The 19,888-nt window shown below is 69.9% G+C and carries 11 protein-coding genes and 2 pseudogenes; 3 read left to right on the top strand and 10 right to left on the bottom strand.

From position 1 onward, the window contains the following. Positions 1–38: 38 nt before the first annotated feature. The 9 genes and pseudogenes from ACQPWU_RS47450 to ACQPWU_RS47410 form a co-directional block, all read right to left on the bottom strand. A pseudogene (locus tag ACQPWU_RS47450) lies at positions 39–257 on the bottom strand (hypothetical protein); the annotation flags it as partial. Positions 258–272: 15 nt separating this feature from the next. Beyond that, positions 273–1,106: a hypothetical protein gene (locus ACQPWU_RS47445; protein WP_433432733.1), complete on the bottom strand. Its 834-nt coding sequence runs from the start codon at positions 1,104–1,106 to the stop codon at positions 273–275. Next, on the bottom strand, positions 1,103–1,342 hold the full coding sequence (locus ACQPWU_RS47440) for a hypothetical protein (RefSeq protein WP_433432731.1): 240 nt from the start codon (positions 1,340–1,342) through the stop codon (positions 1,103–1,105). Before ACQPWU_RS47440 ends, ACQPWU_RS47445 begins: the two co-directional genes overlap by 4 nt. 157 nt (positions 1,343–1,499) lie before the next feature. Then, positions 1,500–2,750 carry a TIGR02679 family protein gene (locus ACQPWU_RS47435; RefSeq protein ID WP_433432730.1) on the bottom strand — a complete coding sequence of 417 codons (1,251 nt, stop codon included), beginning with the start codon at positions 2,748–2,750 and terminating at the stop codon, positions 1,500–1,502. Then, a complete protein-coding gene (locus ACQPWU_RS47430) occupies positions 2,747–6,835 on the bottom strand; it encodes a TIGR02680 family protein (protein WP_433432728.1) in 4,089 nt (1,362 codons plus the stop codon). The genes ACQPWU_RS47435 and ACQPWU_RS47430 overlap by 4 nt, the downstream gene beginning before the upstream one ends. After that, positions 6,835–7,986: a TIGR02678 family protein gene (locus ACQPWU_RS47425; protein ID WP_433432726.1), complete on the bottom strand. Its 1,152-nt coding sequence runs from the start codon at positions 7,984–7,986 to the stop codon at positions 6,835–6,837. Before ACQPWU_RS47425 ends, ACQPWU_RS47430 begins: the two co-directional genes overlap by 1 nt. After that, complete coding sequence (locus ACQPWU_RS47420) at positions 7,983–9,515, bottom strand: TIGR02677 family protein (protein WP_433432725.1); 1,533 nt, start codon at positions 9,513–9,515, stop codon at positions 7,983–7,985. The genes ACQPWU_RS47425 and ACQPWU_RS47420 overlap by 4 nt, the downstream gene beginning before the upstream one ends. Before the next feature lie 149 nt (positions 9,516–9,664). Continuing rightward, complete coding sequence (locus ACQPWU_RS47415) at positions 9,665–10,009, bottom strand: DinB family protein (protein ID WP_433432723.1); 345 nt, start codon at positions 10,007–10,009, stop codon at positions 9,665–9,667. 439 nt (positions 10,010–10,448) lie between these two features. Continuing rightward, the gene (locus ACQPWU_RS47410; protein WP_433432721.1) at positions 10,449–12,473 is read right to left on the bottom strand and encodes an AAA family ATPase; all 2,025 of its coding nucleotides are present in this window, start codon (positions 12,471–12,473) and stop codon (positions 10,449–10,451) included. Positions 12,474–12,893: 420 nt separating this feature from the next. On the opposite strand from ACQPWU_RS47410, the gene ACQPWU_RS47405 reads away from it, so the two are divergent. Both ACQPWU_RS47405 and ACQPWU_RS47400 read left to right on the top strand, forming a co-directional pair. Continuing rightward, complete coding sequence (locus tag ACQPWU_RS47405) at positions 12,894–13,358, top strand: MarR family winged helix-turn-helix transcriptional regulator (protein WP_433432719.1); 465 nt, start codon at positions 12,894–12,896, stop codon at positions 13,356–13,358. A gap of 364 nt (positions 13,359–13,722) precedes the next feature. Beyond that, positions 13,723–17,193, top strand: coding sequence for a protein kinase domain-containing protein (locus ACQPWU_RS47400; protein WP_433432717.1), 3,471 nt, complete (start codon positions 13,723–13,725; stop codon positions 17,191–17,193). A gap of 112 nt (positions 17,194–17,305) precedes the next feature. On the opposite strand, the pseudogene ACQPWU_RS47395 reads toward ACQPWU_RS47400, so the two are convergent. Then, a pseudogene (locus tag ACQPWU_RS47395) lies at positions 17,306–17,440 on the bottom strand (lipase); the annotation flags it as partial. A gap of 507 nt (positions 17,441–17,947) precedes the next feature. Between ACQPWU_RS47395 and ACQPWU_RS47390 the strand changes: the two are divergent. Next, entirely contained in the window at positions 17,948–19,354 is a 1,407-nt protein-coding gene (locus ACQPWU_RS47390; RefSeq protein WP_433432715.1) for an alpha/beta fold hydrolase, read from the top strand. The last annotated feature ends 534 nt before the right edge of the window (positions 19,355–19,888 follow it).

The raw sequence follows: 19,888 nt of genomic DNA, 5'->3' as shown, positions 1-19,888 counted from the left end.
AGGCGCTGACCTGCGCATTCGTGACGGCACCTCGTTGATTAGCCAGTTCGCTGGTACTCGTTGATCAGCCCGCTGAGAACGTGGCGGCGCTCGATCCGGCCCAGCGGCAGCGGGATCACGTTGGAGTCATCATTGGTGGGAGCTCGAAGGCCGGGGGAGCGGTGCGGCCGGTGGCGATTGTAGTGATCGGTATATTCGTTCAGCACGGTGCGAAGGTGCCGTTCGCCGAAGATCAGCAGTCGGTCGGTGCACTCCCTGCGTGCGGTGCGTACTCATCGCTCGGCGAACGCGTTCGCGCGAGGCGCCCGAGGCGGGATCTTCAGCACGTCAATGTCGTCGCCTGCGAAACCCTCATCGGAGCCGCTGGTGAACTTCGTGTCCCGATCCCGTATCAGGAACCGGAACGTCCCGGCCCGGTCCTTCAGGTCGACGAGAAGGTTACGGGCTTGCTGGGTGACCCATGCGCCATCTGGGCGGGTGGTCACGCCGAGCACGTGCACGAACCGGGTGCCGGCCTCCACCACGAAGAAGACGTACAGCCGGTGCAGCGTGACGGTGTCCACCGTGAAGAAGTCACAAGCCGGCGTGCTCGCGGCGTGGGCGCGGAGGAAATCGCGCCAACGGTCGTCGGCATGTCGCGGCGCCGGAGCTGGGCGTGCCCGTTTCAGAACCCGGCGGATCGTCGCACCACTCACCTGATGGCCCAGCTGCCGCAGCTCGCCTCGGATGCGCTCGTAGCCCCAGCGCGGATTCTCCCGCGCCGGCTGCTGGATCAACGTCACGACGGCGGGATCGGTTGGTGGCCGTCCCATCCTCCGGTGCGGGTGGGTCCGGTGACGTGCGATCAGAGGCCGGTGCCAGCGCAGCAGCGCCGCTGGTGTTACCAGTCGGTGGGCGCGCAGCGCCGTCGGCAGTCCTCGAGCCAGCGCGGACAGCACCGCTCGATCCGCCCATGACAGCCTCGGACGGGACACCTGACGGCGCAGCACGGCGATCTCGTGCCGCAGTACCAGGATCTCCACGTTCTTGGAGGCGTCGCCAGGGGGCAGCAGCGTCAGCCAGCCCGCCATGCGGCAGAAGATCATATAGAAGAGACGGGGCGTCACGAGCCTCGAGCATGCACGACCCGGGCCACTGCTCCGACCAGGAAGCCGAGAGAAACCCGCAGCTCACGACCGTGAACGGAGTATTGACACCCTTCAGGCATGATCTGGGCGGATGTAATTATCGGCAGGCGCAGGCTCCGCTCGAAGGCTTCGTCGAGCTCGCGGGTGAACTGGGGCGAGAGGGCGACGTTGACCAGCCGCTCCTTGAGGGCCGCGGCGTGCTTGATGGCGTCCATGACAGCGCTGCTTCTTCGAGCCCGTGCTTTCGCTGGGCTTGCTCGGTTACTGGTCCACGGGCATCCGATGCTTCCCCGTCCCGTAGATTGGGGAACACGTGCCGGGCGGCTGAGACTACCTGACCATCGGGTCGATGATCACAAGAAAGTCTGGGCCTTAGTGCCTGCCACCTCCCTTAGGGACCAGGTCGGCGATCAACTCGGCGAGTACGAGCTCCTCCTCGACCCGTACGCCCCGCCCCTCCATCGCGATGCCCAGTTCCGGATCCCAGGGAGTCGGGCGCACCTGCCCTGACAGCGGCGCCGACGAGGGCACGGCTTGATAGGAGGCGGTATCGAAGCGCCACGGCAGGAACCCGAGCCGTTCGTGGACTGCGGCGGCGATGGCGATCCCGCCCCAGTCGAAGTCCCCATGGTAGGCGAACGCCGCGCCGCCGGCCGCAAGAAGGTCCAGAAGCCGCCAGACGGCCGCCGACGGCCGGCCGCCGCCGCATACCAGGGGTGGGCAGGAGGCTCCGAGTTCGTCGGCCGCCGCGGCGACCACGACCGGGTTCTCGCAGATCCTGACCAGGTCTGCGCGCAGCGGTGCTTCGTGGCGGCGGAGTTGACGCAGGGTCAGCACGCACGGCTCGCCTGCAGCCCTGGCGGCGCTGAGCATGCGTCCGGTGGGAGAGTGGCCGTCACCTGGCAGCCCCAGGCAGAGGACGAGGGAGGACAGGTCATCGAGGTGTACACCGACCGCGGCCCAGGCCGAGCGGCGGGCGTCCGCGCCGCCTTCGCCCGCGTGCGGCAGACCGGACAGGGCACGGGCTGCGGATAGGGCGAGGGTGGCCAGCGGGCGTCCTTCGTCCAGAGCGTGTGCGTCTGCGCAGGTCTCGGCGGCGAGCCGGCCGAGGGGCGTGCCCGGTGACGGCAGTCGCTCCAGCACGGCGCTCAACCGGTCGAGCAGGATACGTGCTTCTTGGGCTGTGGGGGTGAGCCTTCTGACCAGTCCGGTGGACTCCAGCCACGATCGCCACCCGGACAGCTCGGGTCGGTCGGCGATGAGAGCGTCGAGCCTGGCGAAGGCCCGTTCCCAGGCGGCCGCCTGCGCGGCCTTCTCGCCGGCCTGGTCCCGGATCGGGCCGCGCAGTCGTACGACGGCCTCGTGCAGCCCGCCTGCGGTGACGCCGCCCGCTCGCAGGATGCGGTCCACCTCGTCCAAGGAGACCGACAGGGAAGAACCGGCTCCCGCACGGCGGCCGAGCAGTACCTCGGCCGCGCGGCGCTGCGCGGAAGTCGCGGTCGTGAGCGTCACCGTCCCGGTCAGCGGCTTGCCCTGTTCCAGGCGGCGGCGTGCCCGATCGACCAGCCAGGCGATCTCGTCACCGCCGAGCAGTCGCCGCAACCGCTCATCCTGGACGCTCATGCGAACAGGCCGTCCTGTGCCACGGCCACGTCAGGGGCCTGCATCGCGGTGACCGGGCGCTCCGCTCGCCGCCGCTCGCGCCCGTCCCAACGCCACGGGGTGACCAGCACCGCGTCCACGCCGTCGCGACGGGACAGCTGGCAGATCGCAAGCCCCGGGACCTGCGGGTAGCAACCCCATTCGCGCTCGCTCGTCATCACCACGTCCATGTCGAACGTGGCCAGCAGGCCCAGGCATTTGGCGCGCGAGTCGTCGTCGACGCCCGCGAACGCCTCGTCCAGGGCGACCAGCCGCGGAGCGTACGGGTTGCCCGCCGATTTGTAGTGGGCCGACGCGGCGGCGAACAGCGGCACCGACGCCGCGAGCACTCTCTCACCGCCGGAGGCCGGTCCGGTGGCGGCCCGCCATTGCCCATCCTGCAGCCGCTGGATCGCGAATTCGTGCCAGACGCGGTAGTCCAAGGCCTGGGTCAGCGCTTCCATCCATCCGGCAGCAGGGTTGTCGGCATGCTCGCGGGCGATCCTGTCCTGGAGGAATGCGCCCACGGCCGACCGGTCGGCGACGGACCAGGCGTCCACCGTCTGACGGAGCTTGTCGCGGACCCGCTCCAGCCCTTCAGGAGCGTTCCTGGCGATCTTCCAGACCAGACGCAGGCGCATGCCGGTAGAGGTGGGGCGGGACTCCAGCTCGGCGTTCATCTCCCGGACCTCGGACTCGGCCGCGGCGATCAGCTCGTGCAACGTTCCGGCGACCTCGTTGAGCAGGTGGTTCTCCAGGATCTCGCGTTCCTTGGCCGACAGGAGCCGGGCCCTGTGCCCAGTCTCTTCCGCCAGCGCTTCGGCGAGGCCGGGAACGTCCCTGCTGCGGCCCTGGAACAGCACGTCCACGATCATGATCCCGTCCCGCAGGGTCAGTCCGACGGAGTGCCCGTGTCTGGCCATGGCGTCCGACAGCAGCTTGTGCTCCTCGGCCACCTTCTTCTGCACCCGGTCCCAGGGGCCGTCGCCGTCGTCCACGGCGTCGAGCTCGGCGTTGACCGTCCTGGCCAGGAGCACGGTGGGGGTGGCCGCCCACTGGCCGTCCGTGTCGGGCACGTCCAGAGCGGGGAACGCGACGTGCAGCAGTCCCGTGGCGGCGAACGCCTGGAATTCCCGTACGGCGGTGTCGCGTGCCGTGGTCGCCTCGTCGATCTGGCCGCGCAGGGCGTCGCGCACGCCCTCGGCCTTGCCTCGTTCCTCCAGGGCCGCCTGTTCCCTGCGGCGGGTCTCGCCCTCGGCTGACGTGCGTTCGCGTAGTTCTCGCTCCACCTGGTCGAGCCGGCGGAACAGCTCCTCGACCGCGGCGCCGGCGGTTTCCACCAGTGCGCGGTAGGTCTCCGCCGCGGCGTCCGCCTCGCCGCGTGCCGCCACCGCCAGCTCGGCCGCGTCGTCGAGCCGGCTCCGGGTTCGTTCGAGGTCGTCGGTGGCTTCGTGGGCAGCCTCGTGCGCGGCTCGCCGCGCCTGTTCGGCGGGCCAGAACCGGGCCAGTGCCAGCCGGTAGCCGGTGACTCCGCTCTTGACCTCGGCCAAGGCCTGAGGCTCGGCAGGCAGGCCGACGTCGCCGGCGAACTCAGCGGTCCGGTTGCCGGCCGCCTCCAGCTCGCTCTGCCGCTGGAGCGCCACCCCGGTCGCGGCGGTGTGCTGGGCGTCGAGTTCGCGCCGGCGTTCGTGCTCGGCGGCGAGCTTGACGTGGGCCTCGCGCAGCGGCGCGTCCGGAGGCAGCGCCCGGTGCTCGGCCGCGAGCCTCTCGCGCCGGGCGGCGAGCGCGTCGAGGTCGGCGCCGAGGCGATGGATCCGCTGGGCGACCTGGTCCAGCTCCGCTCGGAGAGCCGCCAGTCGGGCACGCCGCGCCGCTTCTCGCGCGCCCTCGCCTATGTAGTGGGCGTCGTTCTTGCGCCATGAGCCTGCCAGCACGCCGTTGGCCCACCGTCCGTCCACGGTCACCCACGTCCCACCGCCCTGGCCGAGCGCGATGCTCTTGAGCACGGTCTCGACGGCGGCGTCGGACAGGGCCGCGGCCTGCTGGTCGGCGCGGTCGAGGGCAGGACGCAGGACGGCGGAGCACGACGGCCCGGCCGGCGGCTCGCCGGTCACGACGAAGGTGTCGTCCTCGGCAAGCAGCCGCCCGTCGGGCGTGACCCACGCGTCCAGGATGCCCGCGGCCTCCAGGGCGGCCTCCAGCCCGGCCCGATGCGCGGCCGGCACTGCCTCAGCGAAGTCCACCACCTTCCACAGCGGACCGCCAGGACGGCCGAGCCGGGCGTCTGAGGCGCGCGTGTGCGGGGTGGGCGGAGCGTCGTGACCGCCCGCCTCCAGCCGGGCCATCTCCTCCGTCAGGGATGCGGCGGCCCGCCTCGCCTCGCGCAGCTCCGCCTCCAGTTCGGCGCCCAAGCGGCCGAGCGCGTCGGTGGCGTTCCTGGCCGCGTCGTCGACCGCCGTCGCGGCTGGGTTGGGACCATCGACGGAGACGGCCCAGCCCTCCAGCGTCGCGAGCACCTCGTCGGGGTCGTCCAGCCGCAGCTCGGTCAGGCCGGCCAGGTAGAGGGAGTACTCGTGGACCAGCCCGGCCGTGGCCGCGCCGGTGGCCTGCTCGGCGGCTTCGATGCGCTCGGCGGCGGACTGCAGCTCGCCGGTCAGCCGGTCCACCTCCGTACGGGCCGCGGCGAGCCGGGACCGAGCTTGCCGGACGGTGTCGATGAGCCGCTCCAGCTCGTTGATCGCCTGCTCCTGGCGGTCAGCCAGAGTCTCGGCCTCCCGCCGGGCCCTGGCCTGCTCCGACGGCTCGCCGAGTGCGTGCCAGTCGATGATGGAGAGGTGCCCGGCCTCGAACGCCGCCGCGCGGGCGGCCGCGAGCGCGGACTCCCTGGCCTGGTCCAGGTCCCGGTCCGCCTCCTCGGCCTTGCCGAGGGCGGTGCTCGCCCGCTGCTCTCGGCGCTGGGTCTCGCCGGTGAGGCGGTCGCGCTCCTGCTCGCACCGGCGCGCGTGGGAGTCCAGCCGGCCGGCTTCCTCTCCCATGTGTTTGAGCCGCTCGGCGTCACGCATCTCGGGGCTCTGGCGCAGCGCCTCCTTGCGGGCCTCCAGCAGGTTCCGCTGGGCTGCCAGCTCCTCCAGCACCTGCTGGGCCGCGGTCAGCTCCGCCTCCGCGGCCGCGTGGCGGGCCTCGGCTTCGCCGAGGTCGCGGCCCAGGTGCTCGTACCGGCTCTGCGCCAGGCGGGGGACGGCAGCCTTACGCTTGGCCGCGATCGCGGCGTACCGGCGGTAGTGGACGAGGAAGTCGGCCGCCGCCCTGCGCGCCTCCTCCAGCCCGCGCAGCGCGTCTCGCTCCTCGTCAAGGCCGCGGAACGCCTCGGCGACCGTGGCGATCAGAGTGGGGCTGAGCGGCGGCAGCGCCTCGGTGAGGGCCCGCGACAGGAGCTTCTCGTCGGGCTTCTTGGACAACTGCGGCTGCCGCAGCTGAATGAGGAGGTTCACCAGCGCCTCGTAGCGGTGCTCGCCGAGCCCGAACAGCGCTTCGTCCACCGCCCTGCGGTAATCGGCAGCCCGGTCGTAGACCATGCCGTGGCCCTCGATCGCCTCACGCAGCTTCTCCCTGGTGAGCACCACTCCAGTGGAGGTGAGCAGGTGGAGATCGCGGCCGATGCGCTGGGGAGTGACGAAGAACCAGTGCCGAACGATGCCGCGGTCCTTGACCGCCTTCAGCCCGCAGCCGATGGTACGGAACTCCTCGCTCCCGTCAGCGGCGCGGCGGCCGAACTCCATCCACGCGTACCCCAGCCGCTCGGGGTGCGGGTGCCTGCCGCCCAGCAGCAGGTTCCACTCCATGCGCTTCTGCCGGTCGCCGTCGGGCTCGACCCGGTGCGGGGCGAGCTCACCGTCGAGCAGGAACGGCAGCGTCAGGGCCAGCACCTTGGACTTGCCCGTGCCGTTGTTGCCGCGCAGCAGCAGGCGGCCGTCGTGGAAGTGGAACTCCTCCACGTCGTAGTAGAACATGTCGACGAGTCCGGCGCGCAGCGGCTTCCAGCGCTCGGAGGTCGGAGAAGGGGGCATCACTGTCCTTTGATGACGGGTTCGTCCAGCGCGTAACGGGCAATGGCGGGCAGCCCCACGGCCGCGTCCTCCGTGACGTGGACCAGCCGCAGCGCCGTGAGCTTGCCCAGGGCCGTGGCCAGCAGCCCGTCCTCGGCGCCCGGCTCGGTCACGCCCTTGCGCCAGAACGACGCATGGTCACGTGCGGTCTGCTGGACGAATGCCCTCAGATCATCCATGCTTGATGCCCCGCGGGTGGCGAGGTGCTCGGCCACCAGCAGCGTCACGTGGCCGTCGGTGCGCTGTTCGGGCATGCGCACGTCGGTCAGTTCGTCGTCGGGATCCACCATCGCAATACCCTCCGCGCGTACTTCTGCCACCAACCCGGTGGCTTCCACGATCCGGCGGGTGATCGCGTGCCGTTGGGAGGTCAGGTAGGCACGCTCTGCCTCATCCAAGTCGGCGAAGTAGATCACCGGGTCCTCCAGCAGCCTGCGGGTCAGCCTGCGGCGAAGTGCCTGGTTGCGCAGGTCGTCGGTGTCGGGGACAGGCTCGGCGGTGAGCTCGGCCAGCCGTTCCTCGAACGACTCCGCGATGATCGTCGATGGGCCTCGCGTGCCGGTGAGCAACGCGGCCAGTACCGGCCTGCGCACGTCGTACAGTACGTCACCGGTCGAGGTCAGATATGCCTCCTCATCGCCCGCGACTCTGCGCAGCACGCCCCAGCCGAGCAGCGTGCGCACCACGGTCACCAGATCGCCCCGCTCGGCACGGTTGTCGAGGGTGAAGCGGAAGTCCAGTTCGGGCTCCGCCGCCGCCGACAGCACCTCCTCGGCCAGGCGGCCGAGCGTGGTCTGCGCGTCGGCCCGCTCCAGCACGGCCAGCGCCAGGCACAACAGGACGTAGCGGCGCCTTCCGTACGGTTCTCCCGCTTTGCCTCTGGCGGGGTGGGTGGCGTCGGACGTGTCCGCGACGCCCTTGAACAGCCGCGCGGTGCCCGAATCCACCATCAGCCGCCAGCCGGTCTCCCGGGTGAGCCACTCGCGCAGCTCGGTCAGATGGCGGCGGACCAGCACCAGCGCCTCCGCGTCGTCCTCGGCCGTCAGCAGTGGCTTGGCCAGCAGCGCGCGCAGCGCGGCGCGCCGCTGGGCCAGCTCCTCCTCGGGCGTCATCGGACCACCATAAGATCGGAGATCTCCACCACGTGCTCAGGCCCAGTGAACACGCCGTCCTCGGTGTGGATCTCGACCTCGCCGCCATCGGGGACAAGGGTGAGCCGCACCTCCATCGAGCCGTCGCCCGTCACCGTCTTAACTTCCGTCTCCCCGGGCCGCCGGGCCGCCAGCGCGTCACCCAGCAGCCCCAGGAACAGCCGGAACGCCCGCGGGTCCAGCACGTTCAGCTCCGAAAGCAGCACCGGCCCGTCCGTGCGGAGCCGGGCCCGGGCCGTGGCGGTCTCGGCCGCCTCCCGCTCGGCCTGCTCCATCAGCAGCCTGCGCGCCTGGCTGCGGTCGGCCACTTTGTTGGGCTTGCCGCGCCGCTCGTAGGAGCCGGTACGCCGGAGCTGGGGAGAGATCCTGATCGGCGGTGCGTCCTGCCAGGAAGTCCCCGCTCCGAATTCTCGCCACTCGTCCAGGGTGGCGGCGGTGACCGTCAGGTGGCGGGCCGGGGTCAAGCCGAAGGCCGCCCGCCACAAGCGGTGCATCGCCGCTTCGTCGGGCGCCTCGGCGAACCAGCGAGCCAGGGCACGGAAGTCCGCAGATCGGTCGGAGCGTCCGGACCTCCGCTCGTTGAGCAGCCCGACCGCGTCGATGAGCTGCTTGATCGCCGTGATCGCCGCCTGGCGCAGCAACCGCGCCTGTGACGGCCGGCCCACATCCGTGGAGACGAACCAGTCCCGAAGTCCTCGCCAGCGGTTCAGCCACGAGGAGTACGCCGCCTCCTCGGCCCTCCCGTATGCGTCCGCGGCTTCCTCCCAGTCGGGCACCGCGTCGGCGGCCTCCCTGCGCGCGGCCAGTCTCAGCAGCTCCTCATGCCCGCACGTCTCCAGCCGGGCCAGCAGGGTCGCTATCCGCGCGCCGGAGTTGGCCAGGTCGGCGATGAACCGGTTGATGTACTCGATCAGCCGCTCCTTGTAGGCGACGAACCCCGCCACGTCGCCGTCGGAGAAATCGATCGCCCGGCGCAGCGAGGCCATGAACGCCTGGGCGTTGTCCGCCAGCGACGAGAACCGCTCGGCGAGGGAGAGCAGGAGCAGATGAACCCTGGCCGGGTCAGGATCCTGCTCCTGAGCCAGAAGGGTCAGCGCCTGCAGTTGTTCGGCGATGTCGCCCAGGGCCACCGACTGCAGCACCCCACGCCGCCCGATCGCCTCCTCGTAGAAGTCGATCGCCTGCTCGGCCGCCTGCCCCGCAGGGGTGAGCTGGAACAGGAACCGCTTGCGGTGGAAATCCTCCACAGAGGTGACCCTGCCGGTGTCCGCGTCGGCCCGCAGGTTGCCCCACTTTCGCAGCTTTTCCAGGGCTTGCGCGAGCGCATCGTCGTTGTCCCGCCGCAACTCCGCCGCCACGTCCTCCGGCCGCAGATGCACGATGAAACGTTCCTTCGCCCGGGCGAAGATGCGCAGGATCTCCCGGTAGAGGGCAGCGTTGGGAGCGCTCAGGTGAGCGAAAGGCTGATGCTCTCGAGACGGGAAGGCCATGGTGCCAGTTTTCCTGACTGGAGAGAGTACCGTGGCCCCATTGGTGCCAGATGTTCACAGATAGTAGGAGAATCTCGCTGTACGGTCACCGCACTGCCGCACTGCCGCACTGCCGCACTGTTCGGCGATTCGCGCCGGTGGCGGGTTTGTCAGCGGCCGGTGGATCCGTCGATCTGCTCGCGGAGGATGTCGGCGTGGCCGGCGTGCCGGCCGGTTTCTTCGATCATGTGCACCAGGACCCATCGCATCGATGGTGCCGGGCCTGGGCGCGGGGCGGGGAGGGCCAGATCTGGGCAGGCGTCGATGACCTGGTTCGCTCGCTCGACGGTCTTGCGGTAGTCGGCGAGCACGCCGTCGATGGTGTCCTGCGCGGACGGCCGCATGGTGGCGCGCCAGTCGCCGACATCCTCACCGAGGAAGTAGAACCGTTCGACGAACGCCAGATGCTTGAGCAGCCCGAGAAGGTTGGTGCCCGAGGGCACGCCTTGAGCCATCGCGAGCTGATCCCCTGCTCGTGCTCGGCTGACGGTCCACGCGCCAGCACGGCCACGTGCACGCGTTCAGTCACGATCGATCAGCCTCCGTCAGGGGTACGGAGCAGGCGCCGCCAGCGGCACGGTGTCCGCCGTCGCCGTCTACTGCTTTCACATGACCTTGTCGTACTCGCGCGAGCCGTTCTGCTGCTTCACCACCAGCCAGGACCTGCCGAACTTCTTCTAGTGCCACCGCCGGGCGTTCGGTCGGCTTCGGCGGGGTGCCGATTGTCGATCGTCCAGGACCGCACCAAGACGGTAGTCCGCCGCCATGTCGCTCCAGGCGAGGCTCGTCCCCGACGATCTCGACCACGAGCGGATCCTCGCTGTCGCCGCCCCGTACCTGGGGCCATGTCCATCTGTGCGAACCGCATGGCGTGGCCCTCCGGCAACAATGGCCTCAACTCTCATTGGTCCCGTAGAGCTCACGATGCCAGAGGTCGGCGCAGATGCGTTCGATGCCGGTGGTCAGGTGGCGGCGGTAAGTGGTGAAGGGCAGGCCAAGGCGTGTGGCGGCAGCCTCCTGGGTGGGCACGCCGCGCAGGTAGGTGGCGTCGAGGGCGCGGTGGAGCTTGCTCGCGCGCGGGTCCTGGTCCAGGTTTTCAATGCTCTGTTCGAGGAGTCGGCGCAGGGCCTGGGCGGGGTCGGCGTGGCCGGCGACGAGCCTGCTGCGGACGAGGGGATTGGCTGCCAGCTCGGAGGCGCGTGACAGGTGCCGCAGGGCTTTGCGGACAGCGTCGGTGAACTCCGCCTGCGACAGCACCCTAAGTTCAGGCTCCCGTCCGGGGGAGGGGTTCGTTGGCAGGTCGGCCGACAGCAACCGGTCGAGCCACACCTGGGCGGGCAAGGCCCGCCAGTCGTGGGCGAACAGGGTGTACTCGCGGTCTCCCAACCAGGTGTGCTCATCCACTTCGTACGGGCTGTCACGCCGGTAGTAGCCGCATCTGGGGTCATCGACGGGCAGGCCCATGAACGACCAGGCCATGCGCTCGGAGCGCAGGGAGTGGCCCACGCCGCGCCACTCCATCACCGATGACAGGCCCTGGTTCAGCTCGCGCACCCAGATTCGCCCGACACCCAGGTGCTCGCCCGGACGCAGCGGGGCGACCGCGCGGGCGTAGGCCCAGGCGGCGGCGACGATCGGGTCCGCGGCTGCCTCCTCGTCATCAGGCTGTTCCAAGCGAGGCCAGGTGCAGACACCGACCAGCTCACCGGTGGATATATGCCGATAAAGGTGGAATGCCTCCGGTTGCCGGGCAGCCCAGAAGGCGACAGCGGCTGCCGACTCCTCGCAGTCGACCTCGGCGACCATGTCCACCACGGTCTCGATGTCCTCGGGCCGGAAGGCGTCTTCATATACATTGTCCTCCTGACGCCAAAAGTCCCGCCCTGACGGAGATCTGCGGTGGCGGCGCAGATAGAACATCGAGCCGACGACTCGCAGCACGTCGGTGTCGGCCACGGTGCGGATCTGGGCCATGAGATGGGTGTTGACGCGCTGCTGCAATTCGGTGTGGCGCTGCAGGTCGCGCCAGCTAAGATCCGCCTCGAGGATCTCGCGTACGACATCGTGCGGGTACAGCCCGAGCGGGCCGGACTCCATGAAGGGCAGCCGCCGCAACCACGCGAACAGGGCTGCCGCGTCGTCGTCGGGCAGGACCGCGCGCAACAACTCCTCTGTGGTGACGTAGGTGTGCGCGCACACCTCCAGCGCGTGCCGGTGCGCCAGGCTCGGCACCTCACCGACCAACTGATCGATCAGAGTGGCGACCACATCCCGGGTCGGCGTCCAACGGGAACTCGCTCCCCCGTCCTTGATTGCCACCGCAGCGCCCAGCGACAGGGCCAGCGGATGCCCGCCGGCGAAACCCAGCAGCGGCTCACGTACCTCCTCGGCCACGCCACGGGCTTCCAGCAGCGCCGCCGCGTCTACGGGATTCAGGTCACGCAGCGGCATGACCTGCAGCGTGCCCGACCAGGCCGGATCGGCCTGCCACACCAGGTCTGGAGGAAAACGGCCGGCCACCACCACCAGCGCACCGACCGGGATACGGGGCAGGAACCGCTCGCGCAACCAGCCTTCCAGACTCTGGATGTGCTCGAAAGTGTCGACGAGCAGCACCGCGCCCTCATCGCCGAACACAGAGTCGGCGGCGGACTCGAAGGCCGCCGGAGACGGGCCCAGCGTGCGCCCGTCCAGCATCGTCACGGGCCGCCCGGCCGCCGACGCCTCCTGCGCGAACCGCCGCAGCAACGCCGACTTCCCGACACCGCCCGCACCATGCACGAACAGCACCCGGCCACCGGTACGCAGCGCCGCCTCGAAGGCGGCGAACTCCTCCTCCCGCCCGACAAAGGACCGCTCCCTCGCCGCAAGCAGACGCCGCCCCAGCGGCTCAGAACTCTGGCGCTTCCCCACAGACATATCGGTTATCGTAACTTTTCATCCGAGGCCGCTGGCGCCGGGAGCGCGGCACTTGCCTGCTCGATCCCGTCCCAGCGGACGAGGCGCAGTGGTTGTACGGACGTTCACCGGCCCGGCTTTTCGCTGTGTGTCGGCCCCACCCCTTGATCGCCAGAAGGTGGGCGCGCGAACTGATCCGAACTCCTTGGTACCCGAGATCGAGCTGTAGGGCCAACAGCCGTCCAACGTGGGGCCAGAGCTCATGCCCGCCATCAGCGCAGTGGCCCTGCCCGCTCAGCTCAGGTCGGACATGTCGAGGACGAAACGGTGGCGGACGTCGTTGCGGCGGAGGCGGCGTCGAGGGCCTCGTTCCGAAAGACTTGCTGTGCAGGCAGGCACATCGGTTGGTTCTCGAGCTGACCTGGCGATACCGTGCTGCTCATGGCGACAGAGAGGCTGCGAGAGCTTGAGGACCAGGCGTGGCGGGGTTTCCTGCTCACCCACGATCGGATCTGGCGTGAGATCGAGGCCGGGCTCGCCCCTCTCCAGGTGACCATGGCCGAATACAGCGTGCTGGCACTGCTGGGCGAGGCCGGTCGGAACGGCATGCGGATGTCGGAGCTCGCCCAGCGGCGCCTGATGTCCACCGGCGGGTTCACCCGGCTCGCCGACCGGCTGGAGCAGCGCGGTCTGATCGAGAGGCGGCGGGCGGCCGATGACGGCCGTGGTTTCGAGGCGGTGCTGACCAAGGAGGGCAGGGCGCTCCTGCGCAAGGCGTGGCGCCAGCAGCACAACGACCTGCGCAGGCTCTTCTTCGACCGGCTCGACGACGAGCACCTGCGCAATCTCGCCGAAGTCTGGGCGCGGCTCGACCCGGACGACCAGGGCGTGCCGAATCAGCGCTAAGGAAGAGCTGTGTCCTTGGCGATCTGGGCGCTGAACCCGGTGGAGGAGTAGTAGATGACGGCAAGCTTCACAGAGGGTGTCATGATGGGGGTTTGCCTTTCGTATGGTCGTGTCCGGGAGGAGACGATCCGTTATCGCGTCCGGATGTAGGTGCCATTGGGCAGGTCTGCCATGGCGGTGTGGAGGAGAGCCGCGCCCGAAGGTCAGATGCGGCACGGCGGGCCGATCCGCCGCCGCTACTGGTCGTGGTCGTACGCCTCGGGGATGTTCTTCGCGAAGTTGATTGTCTGGGTCATGTGAGGAGGGCGGGGCCAGGATCCCTTACTGTGGCAACCTTCGCGAAGAAAATGACATCTAACCCGCCATGGAAGCGCTGAGCGCGGGGGATCCCCAGCGCATCGGGAATTACTGGCTCGCCGGACGGCTCGGTTCGGGCGGGCAGGGCGTCGTGTACGACGCCTACGACGCCGACGGCAACCGGGTCGCGGTCAAGGTGCTGCACGCGGCCGACGATCGTGCGGTCCGCGACAGGTTCGCGAAGGAGACGACGGCCGCGCGGCGGGTGTCGTCGTTCTGCACGGCGCGCGTGCTGGCCGCCGATCTGGACGGGCGCAGGCCGTATCTGGTCTCCGAGTACGTGCCGGGGCCGAGCCTGGGTGGGGCCGTGCGGGACGGACGCCGGTTCACCGGTGACGACCTGTATCGGCTGGCCACGGCGGTGGCCACCGCGCTGACGGCGATCCACGACGCGGGAGTCGTGCACCGTGACCTCAAACCGGACAATGTGCTGCTCGGTCCCGACGGCCCACGGGTGATCGACTTCGGCATAGCACGCACGCTCGACATGTCGCTCACCAAGACCGGCGAGGTGTCGGGCACGCCGGCGTACATGGCGCCCGAGGTGTTCATCGGGGAGCGGGCGGGCGCACCGGCCGACGTGTTCGCGTGGGGCGCGATCATGGTGTTCGCCGCCACGGGGCTCGAGCCGTTCGCCGCCGACAACCTGGGCGCCGTCATGCACCGGGTGCTGTCGCACCGACCCGACCTGAGCGCCCTGCCGCCACGCCTGGCCCCGCTGGTCGAGGCGGCCATGGACAAGGACCCGGCGGCCCGTCCCGCGGCCCGTGACCTGCTGCTGGCGCTGGTCAGCGGGAACGGCGCCGACACCAAGGGGCTGCTGGCGGCGGGCAGCAGGACCGCCCAGGGCGTGCACGGGCCGGAGCAGGGCGATCCCGCGCTGGGGACGATCGCCGAGGACACCTACGAGTCGCTGGACCCGGAGGAGCGGGAGGTGACGGCCGAGGTGTTCCTGCGGCTGGTCGCCGTGGGGGAGGATGGGCACGAGGCCGGACGGTCAGCCGGCTACGACGAGTTGTTCGAGGGGCGCCCTGAGCGGGAGTCGGCGGCGGTCAGGCGGGTGCTCGACGCGTTCTCGTACGTGATCACCAACGGCCACGGCACGGTGGCCCTGTCGCGACCCGGCCTACTGCGTGCCTGGCCGCGGCTGCGCATGTGGGTGGACGCCGACCGCGACGGTCTGGCCATGCTGAACAGCGTCAACGTCGCCGCCCGCCACTGGGCCGAGAACGGCAGGCGCGACGCCGACGTGCTCCAGGGCAGCCGCCTGGAGCAGGCGCTGAGCTGGGCCGCGACCGGTCGCCGACACGTCACGCTGACCCCGTTCGAACGCGACTTCCTGCGCGCCGGCACCCACCTCACCAGACGGCGGGTCAGGCGCAGGACGCTGACCACGGTCGCGCTCGCCGGGCTGCTGGCAGTGTCACTCGTGGCCGGCGGACTGGTCGTCTGGCAGCGCCAGGAGACGGCACGGCAACGCGACATCCTGGCCGCCAAGCAGGCGGCCGCCGAGGCGGACCGGCAGCGAACCATCGATCCGTCCCTGGCGATGCTGCTCAGCGTGGCGGCCTGGCGGATCTCGCCGGCGCAGCCGGAGGCACGCTCCAGCCTCACGGCCTCACTCCAGCAGCAGGAGACGGCGGTCTTCCGTGACCCACCGGTCAAGGGCGTGGCGCGGCGGCTGCTCAGCCGCGACGGCCGCACGCTGGTCAGCGCCAGCGAGGGCGGGGTCAACGTGTACGACGTGCGCACCGGCAGGCGTACGGCGAGCTGGCCCCGGATGACTCTGAGCGGGACCATCGTGTATCCACCAGCGCTGAGCCGCAGCGGGCGGCTGCTGGCCGAGACCACTACCGAGAGGCTCGGTGTCTGGGACCTGAAGACCGGCAGGAAGCTGCTCGAACGGCCGCTTCCATCACCGGCCCACTTCGGCTACAGCGCTGTGTTCGGCGAGCACGAGACCACGCTCACGGTGCTGTACAGCATGCATGACATCTACTACCTGCTCGACGTCTCGACCGGCAAGCGGTTCGGCAAGGGCGTCTTCGAGCTCCGCGGGCAGAAGGCGGTGAACCGTCCGCTCGTGGATCCCGCGGGCAGGCGCCTGTTGCTGCCGGGAGATCGCCTCGACCAGATCGCTCTGCCCGGGTGGCGGATGGAGCGGCCGTTCCCCACCTGTGCGGATCATGCCAAGGAGGTGGCGTTCAGCCAGGACGGCACCACGCTCGCCTGCGCCAACAACACGGACATCGCCCTCGTCGACGCCGACTCGGGCCGCGCCCGCGGCGACTCGCTGTCCTGCCACGCCTGCGGGACCGACGGCCAGTTGCGCTTCAGCCCGGACGGCCGGTACCTCGCCTCCTTCCTCAAAAGGGATGTGCAGGTCTGGGACCTGCGCAGCCGGAACCTGGTGCTCGACCACCGCGCCGAGGGCGATCTGACCGACGTCGCGTTCGACCCCAACGGCGTCACGCTCCGGTACGTCATGGACGACGCCGTCGTCAGCCTGGACCTGCGGCCGCGCACCCAGGCGACGGACGTGCCGGGATTGCCCTACCTCAGTGGAGACGGCAAGTGGGCCGTCGTCAGAGCCGGCAAACAGCTTCGGATCTGGGACGTGGGCGCGGACAAGGAGACCGGCCGCCTGCCCGTCGACACGGAGAACGCGGTGCCCGCCGACTTCTCCGGAACGAAGCTGGCCGTCATGGACGTCAACCGCACGGTCACGCTCTGGGACATGCGTGCCCGGGCGAAGCTCTGGTCGGTGCCGATGCCCGGTAAAGACGGCGCCCCCATCGACGCGCACTTCACCCCGGACGGGCGGCGGCTCGCGATGACCGTCATGTACGGGCGGGTCCCGGTGTTCAAGGGAGTGGTGCTCGACGCCGCCGACGGGCGCGTGCTGAGCTCGTTCGACACGAGCTCCCGAGGCGGGCCGTTACTGCCGGACGGCACGGCGTACGTGTCGCCGGACGGCGGCAGGTTCATCGACGTCGGCACCGGCAAGCCGGTAGGCGCCGGGTTCGTGCCCACCGAAGCGGTCGCGATCAGCAAGGGAGGGCTCCTGGCCACGTACGAGAGCACCACCGGGCGGGTCGGGCTGTGGAACGTCGACGGGCCGAAGGCACTGCGTCCCGCCCTGCCCCGGGCCGCCGCAGCAGTCGGTTTCCTGGCCTTCTCACCCGACGGCAAGACCCTCGCCACCGCCTCGATGAGCGGCGTGCTCCAGCTCTGGGACGTCGCGGCCAGGCGGCGGCTCGGCGGCTCCTACCTGCTGCAGGAGGGCCAGCCATGGTCGCTCGCATTCAGCGCCGACGGGGCGGCCGTGTACGTCGGGGTGGAGGGGGCCGTCCACGCGGTTCCCATTGACGGAGAACGGGTCGCGCAGGAGGTGTGCGCGCGGGTCGGGCGCTCGCTGTCGCCCACCGAGTGGGAGCGGTACCTGGGCGGAGCGCCGTACCAGAACGTCTGCCCTTAACGGAAGGGGACGGGTACGGGATGCCCGCCTCAAGCCCTCCGCATGTGAACTGTTCAGCCCTGGCAGTCACACGGCTATTCGAGGTCATCGGCACGCAGGACATGCCCAGCACGGACGCGGCGTCCGGGTGGAGTTGGTCGGGTAGCGGGAGCTCGGCGAAATCCGCCTCGCCGTAGAACTCACGGCCGTCCAGATAGATGAGGTCCGGGTCCTCGACCGCCCGCTGCCGCACGATGCGGGACAGGTCGTGGTGGGGCTGGCGGCATCGGAGCCTTGGCTGATCGAGTTGTCCAGGGCGGGTCGTAACCGCTGGAGGACAAGCCGGACCAGGTGAAGAGGTATGGGCCACGGGTTACCTGGTGCCAGTCTTGCGTGATCAGGAAGTGGGCACCGATTGGACTGTCAATCGGTCATCGATGCGGTGAAGGGTGTTCCTGCCTTGGCGTCAACGGTGGAGCCGCCGCCTGTTGGATTCGGGGGCCGTGATCAAGGAGAGGCGCGCGTCAAAGGGCCCGGCCACGGGGGTGAGGCGTGGGCGGGCGCTCCTCGGTTCGAGGAGGATCGACGGCGCTTCGACCGGGCTCTGATCCTGCCCCCGCGGCCGGTCAGTGCAGCAAGGTCAGGACCGGTCGCGTGCCGTGTGAGCAGCCCGGCAAGCAACGATAGGAGCAATGTGCCACGAAGAACTTCTCCGCTCGCCATCGCCCTCGTGGCGATGGCGACGTTGTCAACCGCCACGGTGTCCTGCGGGATCGTGACGGTAAACGGAGAGGACGATGCCGTCGGCAAGCGCGGCATCGTCTGGGCGCCGTGCGAGGAGGAGCCCACCGTCGAGTGCGGCACGCTGACGGTACCGATCGACTGGTCCAAGCCGAACGGCCTCACCGTCGACCTGGCCCTCGCTCGGCGCAGGGCCACCGACCCCTCCGCGCGGATCGGATCCCTGCTGATCAACCCGGGCGGACCCGGCAACTCCGGCGTGCTCGACATGCTTCATTCCTCCGGCTTCAGCAAGGACGTCCAGCGGCGATTCGACATCGTCGGCTACGATCCCCGGGGCGTCTTGGTCAGTGGCTTCGTGAACTGCTCGGCTTCGGTGTACAACGAGATGCCGTCCCCGGTCATGACCAGCCAGGCCGACTACGACAAATGGGTCGCCTTCAACAAGAAGCTGCACGCGGACTGCCGCAAGCGCACCGGCTCCCTGTACGACCACCTCGACTCGGCCAACGTGGCGCGTGACATGGACGCCATTCGCGCCGCGCTCGGCGACGACAAGCTGACCTCGTACGGTGTCTCTTACGGCACGCTCGCCCAGCAGATGTACGCCGAGCTGTTCCCGAACCGGGTCAGGGCCATGGTGCTGGACGGCAACATGGACCACAGCCTGAACGTCAAGGCGTTCCAGGTGACCGAGGCCGCCGCCGCCCAGGACACCTTCGACGAGTTCGTCGCCTGGTGCGAGCGGGACACCGACTGCGTCCTGCACGGGCGCGACGTCCGGGCGTTGTGGAAAGGACTGCTCCAGAAGGCGGACCGCGGCGAGCTGTACTGGCCGGGCGACCCCGACCGCCCGGTGAGCGCCCACAACCTGCTGTGGCTGGGCGTGGCCCTCAACGAGCCCAACTGGCGGCAGGAGGCCAAGGTGCTCCTCGCCCTGGACGGCGGGCCGGTGCCGGATGACATGCCGGACCCTCCCGGCAACGGGCCCGTGGAAAATGAGTTCGCCGAATTCCCCACCGCGATCCTCTGCGAGGACTTCAACCTGTCGCTCCGGAACTTCAACGAGTACGCCGACGTGATGCGCAGCTCCAACGCGGTGGCCCCGGACATGCGGTACAACCCGAAGCCGATGGGCGACATGCCGATCTGTCAGGGCAAGCGGGTCAACAACCCGCAGCACCGGCTGCGGTACACGGGTAGCGCTCCGCTGCTGGTGGGCACCTCCATGCACGACCCCGACACGCCGTACGAGTGGTCGGCCAACGTGGCCCGCCAGCTCGGCGCCAAGGCCACCCTGCTCACGTACGAGGGCTGGGGCCACGGCATCTACCGAATGACCCAGTGCACCACGGCTGCAATGGACAACTACCTGATCTCGCTGACCGTGCCCGCACAGGGCGCCCGCTGCCCGGCAAAGAGCGCCAGGGCTAGGTCCTGACAGCGGCAGACCGAGATGTGATCGCCGGTGCCGCGCCGACGCGGATCAGCCCGGCACCGACCATCGGCAGACCAGCCGCCGCTCGCCGATGGCACCCCTCACGCGGCCGGTGCAACCTCGCTCTCATGCCCGGTCGTTGTTCCCTACTTGAACCCCGCCTGGGCCGGCGCACCCACCGCGCCATCCGGGCCAACCCGTTGGCGGTCACGGCGTGTAGCTTCAATACCGCTTCGGCGCCGGCTGGGCCCCATCTGGCTCCTGCCAGGCCGAATCTGTCGGCGATCAGATGGGGCAGGCGCCTTCGATCATGGGCCCCCACTCGGGGGATGAACCACGCCACGGGCGGCTCCTTCCACTTCGGCCTGTTCATGACACCCGAAGTGCCGGAACTGCTCCTGGACGGAACCGAGCACGCCTGTGGGCCAGCCGGTTGAATGTGACCGCCGCGTTCCCGCCGGAGGAGATCACCGCCATCACCGCCTCCTACACCGGGCGGGAGGCTCTACGCGCGAGCTTCGGAATTTTCGGCAGGCG

It is taken from the genome of Nonomuraea sp. CA-141351 (assembly GCF_050944675.1).
Taxonomy (GTDB): domain Bacteria; phylum Actinomycetota; class Actinomycetes; order Streptosporangiales; family Streptosporangiaceae; genus Nonomuraea.
Note: the sequence above shows the minus strand (reverse complement) of the source record. Positions and strands in the feature narration are given on the sequence as shown.

Bases quoted from the DNA above. Each gene is read 5' to 3' on its own strand.
- ACQPWU_RS47405 (WP_433432719.1), top strand. From the start codon at position 12,894: ATGGCGACAGAGAGGCTGCGAGAGCTTGAGGACCAGGCGTGGCGGGGT.
- ACQPWU_RS47430 (WP_433432728.1), bottom strand. From the start codon at position 6,835: ATGCCCCCTTCTCCGACCTCCGAGCGCTGGAAGCCGCTGCGCGCCGGA.
- ACQPWU_RS47420 (WP_433432725.1), bottom strand. From the start codon at position 9,515: ATGGCCTTCCCGTCTCGAGAGCATCAGCCTTTCGCTCACCTGAGCGCT.
- ACQPWU_RS47410 (WP_433432721.1), bottom strand. From the start codon at position 12,473: ATGTCTGTGGGGAAGCGCCAGAGTTCTGAGCCGCTGGGGCGGCGTCTG.
- ACQPWU_RS47425 (WP_433432726.1), bottom strand. From the start codon at position 7,986: ATGACGCCCGAGGAGGAGCTGGCCCAGCGGCGCGCCGCGCTGCGCGCG.
- ACQPWU_RS47415 (WP_433432723.1), bottom strand. From the start codon at position 10,009: ATGGCTCAAGGCGTGCCCTCGGGCACCAACCTTCTCGGGCTGCTCAAG.
- ACQPWU_RS47435 (WP_433432730.1), bottom strand. From the start codon at position 2,750: ATGAGCGTCCAGGATGAGCGGTTGCGGCGACTGCTCGGCGGTGACGAG.
- ACQPWU_RS47440 (WP_433432731.1), bottom strand. From the start codon at position 1,342: ATGGACGCCATCAAGCACGCCGCGGCCCTCAAGGAGCGGCTGGTCAAC.
- ACQPWU_RS47400 (WP_433432717.1), top strand. From the start codon at position 13,723: ATGGAAGCGCTGAGCGCGGGGGATCCCCAGCGCATCGGGAATTACTGG.